The 14,385-nt window shown below is 52.7% G+C and carries 10 protein-coding genes; 4 read left to right on the top strand and 6 right to left on the bottom strand.

Annotated elements, in window-relative coordinates:
* Positions 1-3: 3 nt before the first annotated feature.
* The 3 genes from RID21_RS22130 to RID21_RS22120 form a co-directional block, all read right to left on the bottom strand.
* Positions 4-3,231: a DUF1549 domain-containing protein gene (locus tag RID21_RS22130; protein ID WP_350192678.1), complete on the bottom strand. Its 3,228-nt coding sequence runs from the start codon at positions 3,229-3,231 to the stop codon at positions 4-6.
* A gap of 90 nt (positions 3,232-3,321) precedes the next feature.
* Positions 3,322-5,034: a FecR family protein gene (locus RID21_RS22125; protein WP_350192676.1), complete on the bottom strand. Its 1,713-nt coding sequence runs from the start codon at positions 5,032-5,034 to the stop codon at positions 3,322-3,324.
* On the bottom strand, positions 5,031-5,588 hold the full coding sequence (locus RID21_RS22120) for a sigma-70 family RNA polymerase sigma factor (RefSeq protein ID WP_187782046.1): 558 nt from the start codon (positions 5,586-5,588) through the stop codon (positions 5,031-5,033). The genes RID21_RS22125 and RID21_RS22120 overlap by 4 nt, the downstream gene beginning before the upstream one ends.
* A 426-nt stretch (positions 5,589-6,014) precedes the next feature.
* Here RID21_RS22120 and RID21_RS22115 point away from each other — a divergent pair, with 426 nt between their 5' ends.
* Both RID21_RS22115 and RID21_RS22110 read left to right on the top strand, forming a co-directional pair.
* A complete protein-coding gene (locus tag RID21_RS22115) occupies positions 6,015-7,019 on the top strand; it encodes a DUF1559 domain-containing protein (protein ID WP_350192674.1) in 1,005 nt (334 codons plus the stop codon).
* Between the two features lie 195 nt (positions 7,020-7,214).
* Positions 7,215-7,649 (top strand): transthyretin-like family protein, encoded by a 435-nt coding sequence (locus tag RID21_RS22110; protein ID WP_350192672.1) that lies wholly within the window; start codon positions 7,215-7,217, stop codon positions 7,647-7,649.
* An 84-nt stretch (positions 7,650-7,733) separates the two neighbouring features.
* Here RID21_RS22110 and RID21_RS22105 read toward each other — a convergent pair whose 3' ends face one another.
* From RID21_RS22105 to coaD, 3 genes are all read right to left on the bottom strand, one after another.
* Positions 7,734-10,805 carry a PVC-type heme-binding CxxCH protein gene (locus RID21_RS22105; protein ID WP_350192670.1) on the bottom strand — a complete coding sequence of 1,024 codons (3,072 nt, stop codon included), beginning with the start codon at positions 10,803-10,805 and terminating at the stop codon, positions 7,734-7,736.
* A 194-nt stretch (positions 10,806-10,999) separates the two neighbouring features.
* Positions 11,000-11,593, bottom strand: a complete 594-nt coding sequence (locus RID21_RS22100; protein ID WP_350192668.1) for a thioredoxin family protein — start codon at positions 11,591-11,593, stop codon at positions 11,000-11,002.
* 39 nt (positions 11,594-11,632) lie between these two features.
* Complete coding sequence (coaD, locus tag RID21_RS22095) at positions 11,633-12,163, bottom strand: pantetheine-phosphate adenylyltransferase (RefSeq protein ID WP_350192666.1); 531 nt, start codon at positions 12,161-12,163, stop codon at positions 11,633-11,635.
* A gap of 262 nt (positions 12,164-12,425) precedes the next feature.
* Here coaD and RID21_RS22090 point away from each other — a divergent pair, with 262 nt between their 5' ends.
* On the top strand, positions 12,426-13,757 hold the full coding sequence (locus tag RID21_RS22090; protein ID WP_350192664.1) for an alpha/beta hydrolase: 1,332 nt from the start codon (positions 12,426-12,428) through the stop codon (positions 13,755-13,757).
* Between the two features lie 385 nt (positions 13,758-14,142).
* Entirely contained in the window at positions 14,143-14,376 is a 234-nt protein-coding gene (locus RID21_RS22085) for a BON domain-containing protein (RefSeq protein ID WP_145036790.1), read from the top strand.
* The last annotated feature ends 9 nt before the right edge of the window (positions 14,377-14,385 follow it).

Genomic DNA, 14,385 nt, shown 5'->3' with positions numbered 1-14,385 from the left:
TCCTTAATCGAGATACAGAAACCCGTTAGAGTTCAACATCACGTGACACAAGTCAACGAGGGCCTGCTGTCGCGCATCGGCGCCTCCCGAACCAGCGGGAGCAGACAGATGCAGACGATCAGCCAGACTGTTTTTCAGCAGTCCCTGCTGTGTATTAAACTGCCAGAAACCGACCACGGAGTCGGGTCGCTGTTCCGGTTTGTTAATCAAAAGTTCTTCCGGGGTCAGTGCTGCACGAGACAGTCGGACATTGTCAAGCATCCCGTTCCAGCGACTGCCGGAGGTTTTCTCGCGACCGCCCAGAATAAAATCATGCCCCGGACGATAGTCGCCGACGACCTGATGTTTTACTGCAGCCGTCTGCACAGGTTCTTTCGAGTCGAGGGCTTTCACATAGAAGTGAATGCCGGACTCTCCGGTCTCTGAAATATCGACGGTCGCGGCCACGTAATAGGGCTTATTGAGTTCCAGGTGCAGATTGGAAGGTACAACTTCATAAGTCAGTTTGCCTTCCTTGTTCTTACCGACAAACTGCAGAATCAGATTCCGCGGCTTATAAGCAGACTTCTGACTGGTGACTCCCAGCGACCAGCCCTGCTGTTTATTATTACCGGTCCAGTGAGAGGCAATCGTATTGACGGCGGCGTTCTCATAGATGGAATCCAGTTTGACCGTTGCTTCGATTGTGAAATCTTCATCGGGCAACGCGTGGGCTGGAGACAGGTGCAGATCATTCAACGTCGAGCCTTTACCCAGCTTGACCGCTTCCGCATCGGTCTGCGTGATCTGACCAACGTAGTTCTGCTGTTGAGATTCCGCTGCAGCGGCTACGCGTTTTTCCTGTGACTTGAGGAATCCGAGCATGAGATCAATTTCCGCCGGTTCCGGTTTCTTGCCGTAGGTTTTCTGATGCAAGAACGATACCAGTTCCCGGTCATCATTAAATGATTCCGGCTTAACTGTGCGGGCCATGGCTTTGGCACGCGACAGGAACCATTTTCCGTTGAGCATCAGCAGGGCCTGGTTTGCAGTCGTGGTGACATCCCGCTTCGCAGTACTCTGAATGCCGCCCGGCAGGTCGAACGCCCCGAGGACTTCATCCTGCTTATTCCGCTTCATGATGGTGTAGACACTGCGTCGCGGCTGGCTGGCACTGACACTGGGACCACCCAGTTTTGTATCCAGTTCACCTGAAATCAGCAGTGCCGCATCGCGAATGTCTTCCGCATTCAGGCGACGGATATTTCCCCGCCAGTACAGACGGTTCTGGGGATCTTTCAACTCAGCCGGTCCCGGATTGCGATGAAAGGCCGACAGACGGTAGGTCTTCGAATTCATGATCAACCGGTGCAGGCTCTTGATACTCCAGTTATTCTCGACGAAATAGGAGGTCAGCCAGTCGAGCAGTTCGGGATGAGTCGGCGCTTCTCCCATGTGACCGAAGTCGTTGGAAGTCGCGACCAGACCGGTACCGAAATGGTACTGCCAGACCCGGTTGGTCATCACTCGGGTTGTGAGCCGGTTGTTGGGATCGACCATCCAGTTCGCCAGTGCAGTACGTCGCCCTGAAGAATGCGGGGCGGTAGAAATCTGCATAATCTCGGCTTCACCCGGCTTAAGCAGCGAGAGGAATCCGGGATCGATGGGCGTATGATTTGGATCATCGGGAATCGTGGTCACCGGTGGTGCACCAGGTGCGTCAGTAACACTCATACCGGTTGGCAGCGGTTTGGGCTTCAGATCATCGAAGGCCGCCAGTTGCTTGAGCAGTTCGTTGTATTTCTTCCCATCATCCTTGTCGCTCTTCTTCAGAGAAGCCAGCGCTCGACTTTCTTGAATGTCGACCTGTCGCTGAATGAGATCGGCCAACTGGTGTTCCAGCGCGGTCCACTCTCCTTGCGGCTTAGCCATAATTTCCTGGAGGTCGGGCGGGAACATCTTGATCTGATTCGCAGCCGCTCGCTCCAGTTTGCTTTTGGTGAGCTCATCAATCTGAGCGCGGATATCAGCGGTTTTCTTTTCCCAGACTTCTAGTTTTTGATTGTATTCTGCCTGCTCCTGTGGAGTCGCAAAAGGAACGTCATCGCGGGGCATCAGCGGAGCGAAGAAGGCCCGCAGACGATAGTAGTCCTGGTTGGGAATCGGATCAAACTTATGATCGTGGCAGCGGGCACAACCCATGCTGACCCCCAGGAACACATCCCCGGTAGCATCGGTGATATTATCCAGAATGTCATTCCACTGGGTTCGGGAATCGCGCTGGTTGTACTCGTAGAGGTAGTGTCTCAGGAAGCCGGTGGCTGCCAGAGCATTGGGATCTTCGGGAGCGATTTCATCGCCGGCCAGCTGCTCCTTGACGAAGCGGGAATAAGGCTTGTCTGAATTGAATGACTCAATGACATAGTCCCGATAACGCCAGATTTCCGGTCGGAACGCATCCTGGTTGAAACCGTCCGATTCCGCATAGCGGACAACATCCAGCCAGTGACGGGCCCATTTTTCGCCGTAGTGCGGGCTTTCCAGCAGCTCATCAATCAGGCGTGGCCAGGCATCGGGAGAGGGATCATTCACAAAAGCGTTGATTTGCTCGACGGTGGGAGGCAGTCCCAGCAGGTCGAAGTAGGCACGCCGAATCAATGCTGTCCGGCTCGCTTCATCCGCGGGAGCGAGCCCTTCTTTTTTCAGACGGCGATAGACGAAAGCATCGACCGGGTTCTTTGACCACTGTGCCTGATCCACCTGGGGAACCTTGGGCTCCTCGACCGGCTGGAAGACCCAGAAGCTGCGGTCTTCTTCGGTGAAGAAGGTTTCGTTTTTCCGCTGTTTGATAACATGATCTTCGTGCTGTGGCCAGAATGCGCCTTCATCCACCCAGCGAGTCAGCACGGCAATCTCTTTATCAGAGAGCTTCTTCTCGGGTGGCATTTCGTATGATTCGTATTTGATCGCCTCGATCAGCAGACTTTCGGACGACTTTCCGGGCACGACCGAAGCGGAACCGCTCTCTCCCCCCTGCAACATTGCTTTAAGGGAGTCCAGCCGCAGCTCGCCTTTCTGCTTCTTTTCGCCATGGCATTCCAGGCAGTGTTTAATCAGCAGGGGGCGTACATTTTTCTCGAAGAACTTCAACTGCTGATGCGCATCAGCGGCGTTCGGAGTTTGAGCTTTATCGGCTGCGTGGACCGCAGGGACCGAGATTAACAGCAATAGACTAACAGCAAGGAGTCTCATGAATTTAGTCTCTTTCATTTAGCGACGCTGAAAATAAAAGGGTATCTATCTTCTGAACGTACTCGAATTTATTGTTATGCAGTAATGCAGTTATTTTTCAGTGGTATGTTTCAACGGAGGGAACCCGGCAATAAAGACCGGATCGACAATGTCCTGGTTATCGAGGGCATCCTGGAGGAAGATTCCATCGACAGCCTGGCCTTCCGGGACTCCCAGGTCGGACAGATCAATGCCTACAGCCAGAGCTTTCGCGCCGACCACATGCCAGTTACCACCATTGCCGATGGCTGATTCCAGTTCGCTGATCGATTGAATTGCATCCTGCTGATTCTTGTTCTTCTGCTGGAAAATATGCAGCCAGAATTTCTCAAGCAGCTGTGCTTCCGGAGAAGCCAGATCGATATCAAACTGTTCAACTTTGTGTGTTTTCAGTTTTGAGGAAAAGGGGAGCGGCGTGACATAAAAGGCATCGCCGGTGGTGCTATGTACGATGACCTGCAGATCGAACAGCACGATATCCGGACCGACGTCGTTGACGATCGGCTGATGGAAACGGACTGCCATACCTGGTGTATTTGGTTGACTGGGATCGTTGACTGGGTTCATCACTGGTGGAGTTGTCAGAGGGTTGGTAGCCCCACCAGGATTGACAACGCCTGTCAACAGACAGTGATCCTGATCGAGCAGATGACGACGGAGTGTTTCTGAATTGTCGTCCTTAGCCGGGTCGATACCGTCATTCCGCGTCAGGAAAGATTTCCCGGTATAGTGTGTCAATTCGACGCCGATCAGGTCTTCTATTTCGTATTGGTATTGTTTTCCGCCACGCTGCACAGTCACGCATTTCAGGTCCTGCGCGCGGTTGCTGGGTCCCCTGGTCGTTGTGTAGGTCACGATCCGGTCGGGCAGTTGGGAAACGTACTGACTCTTGTCGAAGGGAATTTCGTCTACGACCAGACCGTTGTTGGTAGTCAGCCGCTGCGCCATGCCCCGGGTCAGTCGCTTGGGGGGCAGATCACAGGACGGATCCAGCTTGACGGGTCGGACATCTGTTTCGCCTTCAATCACCTGCACGTCGGTGATACCTGCTTCTGAAACATTCACCGAGAAGCGGGTACCGTAATCGACAACGTTGGAGAGCGGGGTTTCGACGGTAAAGCCTTCTGCACCATCGGGAGCATAAACCGAACAGGCACCGTAGCGTACTGCCAGATGCTCGCAGCCCTGGCTCTCAAAGACGGCAGGGCCTGTTAAAATCACTTCCGCACCGTTGGCAAAAATCAGCTGCAGTTGACCGGCTGAAATCGCGTATTCCTGACCTTCCTCGATTGGCGAACCAACTTTCAGCAGCGGTGCACCTTCTGCAAAACGGACTGCTGCAGTCTGGGTGACTTTCGCGAGCGGTGATTCGTCCAGAGCAGGAATAGCGGGCCCCACCTGACTGAGCAGCGCGGGTGCCTGTGGCTGACTCAGAGCGACGAAACTGACGATGACTGTCACACAGATCAATGCGCTCATCAGCAACAGAACCTGGGACGTTTTCCAGACATTCCCGGGCAGTGTATTTGTCTGACTGGCGGGAGAAATATGCGGTTGAAATTCAAATTCCTCGTCTGTCTGTTCGTCGTGCAAACGATCAAGATTGAGGTGCAGATCGAGATAGTTGAAGTACTTTTCCCGGGCATCTGCATCGGTAGCCAGAATCTCTTCAAGCTGCTGATGCTGCTCGGGCGTGATGCTTTCGTTGCACAGTGCACCAAACAGCTCATACAGGATTTCGTTATGCTGATTGCTCTGGCTCATTTTCCCTCTCCTGTATATGACAACGTGCGTTCAATACAGTGAGTTAACTGACGGCGGATCTGATTCAGCCTGTTATATAACGTCTGAATGGCTGCTCCTGCGGCATCCGCCAGTTCCTTGACAGGAGTCTGCTCACGATAGACCTGATTAATCAGTTCCCGGTCTTTATCTTTTAATTTCTTGATACATTCCTGCAGCGTGCTGGCTCGCTGATCGAGTTTCAGCTGAGGGATCCCGGCCCGTTCGTCGGCAAGCTGTTCAATCACATCTTCCCGGAACTGCAGTCGTTTGCGTTGTGCCACCCTGATGAAGTTCTTGACTTCATAAAAGGCGACGCCACAGGCCCAGGAAAAAAAACTGCTCGACTCATCGTATTCGGGGAACTTCTTCCAGAGGATCAGACTGGTCCGCTGAAAAACGTCCTCAGCGTCATCCCTGTGAGGCAGCAGAGAAAAAATATACGAATAGATCTGGTTCCGATGCTGGGTAAATACATGCAAAAATTTCACATGCAAATCGTCGGAGATGTCAGTCGGGTGCTGTTCATTATCCATCGGAACGATTTCATTCATATTGTTGAATAATACGATACTGATTTGCGACCCGCTATTCAAAAAGAAAGTCGCCTTATTAAGCTATCGTACACATAAAGAGCGACTTACCCCATCAATTGGGCAATTTTGATATAGATCGGAATCTTTCAAGGCTCAAACCCCAACAATGCACTAAAGACCACTTCTCCAGCCGGCAAAATATGCGATATTTGTCATATTTCAAAAAATATTCCGGTAAATCAACGTATTTACATACGAGTGCTTTACTGGGGCTCCTTGTCTGATTTCTATTGGGACAAGGTCTGGTGAAGCCTTTCTATTTTGTCCCTCTTTACGTACTGCGTTTCTCTGGACTCATCATTTTTTACTTGCTCCAGCTGAACAAATTATTTCCTCATAAACAGTTAAGAAAACAGGAACGACTCAATGAAGAATGCACGTCGCTCAAATTGCCAGCGGGGTTTTACCCTGATCGAACTGCTGGTGGTCATCGCTATTATTGCTATTTTAATTGCTCTGCTGTTACCAGCTGTACAGCAGGCTCGCGAAGCAGCCCGCCGCAGTACCTGCAAAAACAATCTGAAGCAGATCGGGCTGGCCATGCACAACTACCACGAAACCTTCGGAATGTTTCCCCCGGGTTACGTGGAAGAGATCCTGAACACCAATGGCGGCCATGTCGCCGACAATGAAGGTCACTGGGCCTGGAACGCTCTGCTGCTGCCTTATCTCGATCAGGCACCACTGTTTAACCAGCTCAACGTTGGTACCGTTCCTGTTTCGACCATGCTGAATAATGCCACGGTCCGCGGCTCCATGCAGAAAACATTGCCCGTATTTCGCTGCCCCTCTGATACCGGCCCACAGATTCATGTCGAAGCCGGCCGCCGGATCATGGCCACTGGTGGATCTGAATACGGTCTGGCCGTCACGAACTACATTGCGTCCAACAACTCATACGGTTTGAAGAAAGACGCTGGTACCGATCCGACCAACTACGCCAACGGTGCCTTTTACCGGAACAGTAACGTGCGGATGCGCGACCTGACCGACGGCAGCAGCAACGTGATTCTGGCTGGGGAACGGGCCTACAAGCTGGGTTCGAATAATGCGTTTGCGGGTGCTCTGTATGCTGCCCGTGACTACAACGCCACTGGTCCTGCCATCAGTTCTGCTGGTTCCAGTTCCAACCAGGGATTGATCTCGATCTTTGGTGGTGGGGCCGCTCCCATCAATGCGAATGCCTCATCCGGACAGGGTCGTATCGCATTCAGCAGTAAGCACGTTGGTGGAGCGCACTTCCTGTTTGGCGATGGTCGCGTTGCTTTCCTGAGCGAGAACATTGATCACCGTGCCGCCACCATTCCTGCCGACAGTACGTTCGAATATCTGATCGGCATCAATGACGGTAACGTCGTCGGTGAGTTCTAAACGACGCAGTCATCCAGAGTGATTCTGTTTTCTTGAGAGACAAGTGGCCGCTGCTGCTGCTTGTCTCTCTCTTATTACGGATTACACCTCTCTGCGCTGGGTTGAGATTCCACAAGCCCTGCCCTAAGATCGTCCTTTGCTTTTTCCCATACTTACACGGCGAATCGTCGTCGAAACGCGCTCAGGAGATGATGAATGAAATCGACAGGTAAACCAGCCTGGTTCTTATTGTTTTGTGCACTGTGCCTGCCGCTGGTCGGCTGTGGTGGTGCCCCGACTGACCAGCCCGATCTGGGAACCGTCACCGGGACTGTCACCATGAATGGTGAACCGCTGACCGATGTAATGGTGGTATTCAGCCCTGAAAATGGTCGCTCTTCCATGGGAGTGACCGACGCCGAAGGAAACTACGAACTGGAATACGTGGGCGATACAAAGGGTGCGAAGATCGGTCAACACAAAGTGAGCATCACCACGGCCCAGACCGACAGCTCTGAAGAATCCGGCGGCGAAGAGAGTGGCGCCCCGGCGAAAGAAACGATTCCTCCCATGTACAATTCGCAAACCACTCTGACTGAAGAGGTCAAACCGGGGGAGAACATCATCAACTTTACGCTCAGCACTGAATAATTCCACCCGCTGACCACAAAACATCAACGCCCCTGAATTCCATGGAATCAGGGGCGTTTTTTATGGTAATTCAGTGTTGCCCTCTCAGTTTTCGAGTGACAATAGATAAGCGATCAGATCAGCCATCTCCTGGGTCTGAATCTTTTTCTCAAAGCCTTCGGGCATCAGTGACTTGCCGGAACTTTTGATCTCGTCGATATTCTCTCGCAGGATAGTGACCTTTTTATTCTCCGCCTTCTTGAGCGTAATGCTGGAGGGCGTTTCATTCACAATGATTCCCGTTTCAATCAGCCCCTCATCGGTAACCACCACAAATTCCAGGTAGTTGGGCGAGACCTCTTTATTGGGGTCGAGCACATGCACCAGAATTTCGGAAGCAGTCCGGTTTTTAATGGTTGCCAGATTGGGACCGACTTCGTAACCTTCCTGCCCCAGCCGGTGACAGGTCAGGCATTCTCGTTTAAATATCCGCTTTCCAGCTGAGAGATCTGTCTTCACTGACAAAGCAGGCTGATAGGCGACGATAATCTCCCGACGCGGTCCCAGCACTTCACCGGCAAACAACTGTTTCGCCTGCTTCTGAATTTCCGGATTCGTACTCTTCATCAGAATATCGCGCCGGACCTGCGGAATCTGGCTCACGGAAACCTTGCGATCCTCGAGGGCAGAAAAGAGTTGCAGAATCCAGTCCTGCCTTCTGAGCAGACGGTCCACAATTTCTCTTCTGATCGCGGGAGTCAACGAGGGATATTGTTCCAGCAGCAGATCCGCGACCCGGGGATCTGCAAAACTGGTGAGTGCGACCACCACCGCCGACTGCAGTTCCTGTGTTTCGCGCGCATCGAGTAACGGCAGCAGGGCTGACTGTGCAGCAGTCAGATCTGTGCAACTCAAGAGGTCGATAGATCCCAACCGTCTGGCAGAGGTTTCTCGCCGGTCAGCTGCGGTTTTCTTCGCCTGTGAGATCTGCGTGCGGATCAAGCGAGCGGCATCCGTATTCTCGTTGGTCGCATACAGCAATAGTGATTTACCGCTGCGCTTGAGGCCTTCTCCCAGTCCCCGCAGGAGCTCAGTCTGTACTGCAGCCGTCTGCCGGGGTTTATCGGGATAATCATAGCGGGCTGCCAGTTCGAGTATGCGTTCTACCTCCGCTGGCTGCTGTCGTGTCCCGATCACATTGGCCAGTTGAGACAATAAAGGACGTGCCTGCGGGCTGGCTGCAAATTTGACATCTGAGAGCAGGCTGGCCAGGAAATCCGCCGTCGATTCGGACAACGAACTGAGCACCGCCGTCCGGATCCAGGGATCACCGTAATCCTGGCGCACAATCGTGTAGAGTGCTTTCGCTGCTTCCGGTCCTGTCACTTCTCCCAGGGTAAAAGCCGTCTGGAACCGGACGCGGGGAGCGTCGTCTTTCGCCAGTGTTATGACCTTCTTTTTCAGTGCTGCACTCTGTTTCAATTCCGGCTCTGCCAGCCTGACCCCGACCCGCCTGATTTCCGGTTCACTGTCGGACAGGGCCTGCAGCAGCAGCTCTTCATTCAGTGCCTTGAGTCCCTGCAGAGACCAGAGTGCGTGCAGTCGCGCCAGGGCAGACGGGCTCTGCTGGAAGAGTTGAATCAGTAGAGGGATCGCCCGGGGATCCTGACGTTCATAGATCAGTCGATGCGCGGTATCACGCCACCAGACATTCGGATTTTCCAGTTCAGCAACCAGTCGATTGATATCAGCTTCGCCCAAACGCGGTGGTTCCGGTCTCTGGAAGCCATCCGGATATTTCGCAGGCAGCATCCGATAGATGCGGCCCCGGTCGCGTCCGCTGGTAAGGTCCAGATGTGCTTTGATATCCTCGGGCATCGACCAGGGATGCTCGATGTTCTCGCGATACATATCGAGCACGTGCAACGTCCCATCGGGTGCGTTCAGAAAGTTGACTGGCCGAAACCAGTTATCGGTCGACGCCAGGAATTCCACTTTTTCATGGGCGCGATCTGCTTTAAACGTAACCCCGTCCGGTGCGACCCGATACCGCATCACGAGATTGCCGGCCACTTCACCGATGAAGGCATTGTTATAATACTCGGACGGATAAGCGGCTCCCCGATAGAAGGTAATCCCGGCAGCGGAGGTCACAAAACCCGTGGCATGCTTCTCACTGCTGGGTGAGCGAGAGTCCGGATCGTTGGAGAGACGGCGGGCATTGATGATCCGCCAGGGTTCGGGAGGACTGGCTCGAAAGACGGCAATCGCATCGCCGGCATTGGCAACATCATTGATGGCCGAAGTCACCGGCAGATAGCGATTCCGCTGCAGATACTTTGTTGGCAGAACAATATGCATCAGCGGGTTGCGGATGTTACAGATGAACCGGTTGCCCCAGTCGTCGAAAGTATTTCCGAAGCGGGCGCCCCCTGAAATCACTTCGAACGTTTCTGTATCTGCATCGAAGCGGAAATCACGACGTCCCATATTGATCGGATCACTCTTGGGAGCCCCTACGACCTGAATGACTCCGCCGTTACTCCCCCCTGCACCATAGATCTGATGATCGAGGCCCCACTTGAGATTATTCATTACAGCCTGCACGTTGTACTTGCGAAAGCCGGTGAAGACTTTGCGTTTGATATCGGCTTTATGATCGCCGTCTGTATCTTTGAAATACCAGATATCGGGAGTCGCTGAGACATAGACGCCCCCTTTCCAGAAGGCCAGGCCGGTGGGCCAGGAGAGCCCCTCGGCAAAGATCGTCGAACGATCGAACTTGCCGTCCCCGTCGACATCTTCCAGCACACGCACCTTGCCGATCGGTGCTGACTTCTGCTCAGCCCAGGCTTCATCTTTTGATTTATCCGTGTAGGGATAATCATTCATCTCGATCACATACCCGAGCCCGTTCTCGTCATACTGCATCGCTACCGGATCGGTGACTAAAGGTTCCGCCGCCAGGAGTTCCATGCGAAAGCCGTTGAGCAGGCGGAAAGTCTCTTCTGCCTTGTCCGGTGCGGTCGGTTCCAGGTGAGGCAGCTTTTCGGCCAGCGAATCTTGCGGCAGCGGACGATTCTCAGCGGAAGTGATGCGACCAGCGTTGATCGCTCCGAACGCGAGAATGGCTCCTGCAGTGAAAAACAGAGTCGGTTTGCAGAAAATAGAACGCATCAGAAACCTCTCGACGGCTAAAATGACAACCGCAGTGCACAGAACATTAAGAAGAAAGGTTAATAAATTGTAGGCAGAGGCCCTGCCCGAATACAAGTGAGCTCATCTGAAACATCGGATCTTGAGAACCGCGCAGCAAAAAACTCTCTCCGTCGGCAGCGAAGAGAGTTGGATGCGTGAGGTTGATGCTGTGATTAAACAGCAGGCTGTCCGGTGAAGTATTCCGGTTCCATGCCTTCTTTCCATTTGATGTTGCAGCCGATGCTGGGCTTCTGATTTTCGGTGACTGGATCTCCGGCGATCACGGCATCGCAGGCCGCTTTGAGATCGGCACCAGTCACGGGTTTGTCATTCCCGGGACGGCTGTCGTCGAACTGGCCACGATAGACGAGTTTCTGTTCCTGATCGAACAGGAAGAAGTCGGGAGTACAGGCTGCTTTGTAGGCCTTGGCAACTTCCTGAGTCCCATCGTAGAGATAAGGGAAGTTGTAGCCTGCGGATTTTGCTTCTTCGACCATCTTTTCCGGACTGTCATCAGGATGAGTGGCCACATCGTTGGCACTGATGCCGACGACTGCCATGCCTTTCGCCATGTATTCATCAGCAAATACAGCCAGTGCCTCGCGGAGGTGAATCACGAAGGGGCAGTGATTGCACATGAAGATGACCAGCAGGCCTTTGGAATCTTTAAAATCGCTGAGCGATACGGTCTGTCCGTCGACATTCTTCAGTGAAAAGTCGGGAGCCTGCGTTCCGAGGGGTAACATTGTTGAGGCAGTTTTGACCATGGTATGTTCTCCTTTCTCAATTGATCAGGAAGTATTACGCTATTCCTGAGCAGAAGTTTTTGATGCAAATTTTTCGATCAGGGGGGCGACCACCTGATGCGGGACGAAGTCCCTGAGTTTCTCTTCAGCCACATCACCACCCAGCTGCGCGATCTGTTTGATCAGCGAACTGGAGATGTGCGTGTATTTTTCACTGGCCATCAGGAAGACCGTTTCGATATCACCTGACAGCGTGCGGTTAGCCAGCGACATCGTGAATTCTGCTTCCACATCGGTCAGGGTGCGCAACCCGCGAAGCATGACGCCGCCGCCACACTCTTTTACGAAGTTGACAGCCAGTCCCTGAAAGCATTTGACTTCCACATTCGGAAAATCTTGGACGAGCAGTTCCAGCAGTTGTTGTCGTTCCTCGGGGGAAAACAGCGGACGTTTATCGGGGTTGATCCCGATGCCCACGGTGATCTTGTCGTAAATCACGGCACCCCGTTCCACAATATCCAGATGACCCAGGGTTGGTGGATCAAAACTGCCGACATAAACAGCATGATGTGGATTGAGCGAACCTGTCACGACACTGCCTTTCCTCTCCGGGGGTGATCAATAACTCCTTTCATTGTAGCTGGATTCGCAATTGATCCAAACGGACAGCCTCCACTTTCTCTGATGAATCAACAGATTTGAATTCCAACCACGGTCTGAATTGAAAATCCACTCGACACCCAGTGTAATAGGATCTGTATTTTCAAGTTCAGGCAATCCGGGAAAGCCGGGTTGCCTCTACCATAGAATCTTCCCTGATCTGCCAGAGATCATTTACCAGGAGTCTCCTGCCATGCGATTGTCATCTCGCCCCTCAACCGTCTCGCTGTCCGTCTGGGCCGGCTTAATGCTGTGTCTCATCAATCCACTGACCGCTGCACCTCAGACGCTGCAGGAGGTTTCTGAATTATTACAGGCTCCCGTCAGTCAGGCTAATCAAAAACAGGCGCTGGAATTTTTCAAAAAGAAATATCAGAAGGAAAAAGACCTTACCAAAGGGGACCAGAAGTATCTGATTCAGAAGACCGACGATGGTGGCGGTTACGCCGGCTGGTTCTTCAAAGCAGAGCCGGGTGACCAGGTCGTCATTTTCGCTGAGAAGGGCCGCTCCTGGCCCATGATCGAGCTGGGAAATACCGGTTACTTTGCCCGGGTGGAACGTTTCCCGAACTTCTCCTCAGTCCATTATCGTTATGAGATTAACGGCGACCGCTTACCGGCCGGCAAAAACAGTCGCTTTGGGTTCGAAAGCTATGAATGGAAACCCGAAAGTGTGAAACAGCCCGGCGTCCCCGAGGGTAAGCTCACCAAGATGCCCGCCTTTGAAAGCCGGAAGCATTATCCCGGCACCGTGCGTGACTGGTGGGTCTATGTGCCAGCTCAATATAAAGAATCACAGACCCCAGCCAAACTGATGGTCTTCGCGGATGGCGGCGGATACTGTCACAATGACGGAAATGCGACTATCGTGCTGGACAACCTGATCCACGCGAAAAAAATTCCGGTGACCATCGCCGTCTTCATCAATCCGGGCGTCTTCCCTGCCGGCACAAAAGGGAAGCAGGAAGTTCGCAACCGCAGCAACGAATACGATACCTGCACCGCGCAGTATGCCACATTCCTCGATGAAGAGATGCTGCCCATCGTCCGCAAAGAATACCGGATCTCAGACAAGCCGGAAGATCATATTTTCTGTGGTGCCTCTTCCGGAGGAAGCTGTGCCTTCACGGCTGCCTGGCATCGTAACGACCTGTTCGGCAAAGTGATCTCATTTGTCGGCAGTTTCTGTGACTTCCGCGGAATCGACGATTACCCGTCCCGCGAGAAAAACACGCTGCCACTCGACCAGTTTGGTCCGTGGAAAACCGCCCACGATTACCCGGGTCTGATCCGTAAACAGTATCCACAGAAGAAGATCAAAGTCTTTCTGCAGGACGGAGATAACGACCTGGACAACAAGCTGGGCAACTGGTTTTTGAACAATGAACGAATGGCAGCCGCGTTGGCTTACAGTGGCTACGAATACTGGTTCGTTGAAGGACATGGCATGCACAGCAGCCGGCACGGTAAAGCTGTTCTGCCGGAAGCGCTGGTCTGGATCTGGCAATCCGATTCAGAGAAATAACGAGCACGGTTTCAAGCGAGTTATTTCCCTCGAATCGTACCATTCGTTCACAATTTTATTTGACGAACGAGTGACAGCTCGATAAATTTACTTCATTAAATATTCAGCGGGGGATCTTCCGGTTGCGGGCTTCAGCGACAGGACCCTGGAGCCAGCGCCTGTTCCATCTCCCCTGAATTTCAGGAAGTATTCAATTAAGATTTACGCTGACAGAAATGAGCTTAGCGTTCTACCCGGTGTGGAACAGTGTCTGCTGACCGAAGTTTCCAGAGATTGCTGCCTCAGAGTTACCTGCCTTGAACGTCATCACAGCCTGGATTGTGCACTGGCTGGAACACAAGTGATTGTCTGTTAGTACTTTTACTGATTTCAAGGAGGATCGCTTATGACCGTCGAAACCTACTCTCAAAAAGCCAGGAAGCTGTCAGAAAAGATTGAACAGACCATTGCCCTGAGAACCGGCAGTCAGGTTCAGTCGCTGAAAGTGGATATTCTGGGAGAGATCGTCGTGCTTTCGGGACGCACTGATTCCTTTTACCACAAACAGCTGGCAACCCACGCCGCACTGAGTGAAATCGATCAGTACGCCCTCACCAACAACATTCGCGTTGAATCCTGATCAAGGTCT

Origin of the sequence: Gimesia sp., from assembly GCF_040219335.1 — a bacterium.
In the GTDB taxonomy this organism is placed as follows: Bacteria; Planctomycetota; Planctomycetia; order Planctomycetales; family Planctomycetaceae; genus Gimesia.
Note: the sequence above shows the minus strand (reverse complement) of the source record. Positions and strands in the feature narration are given on the sequence as shown.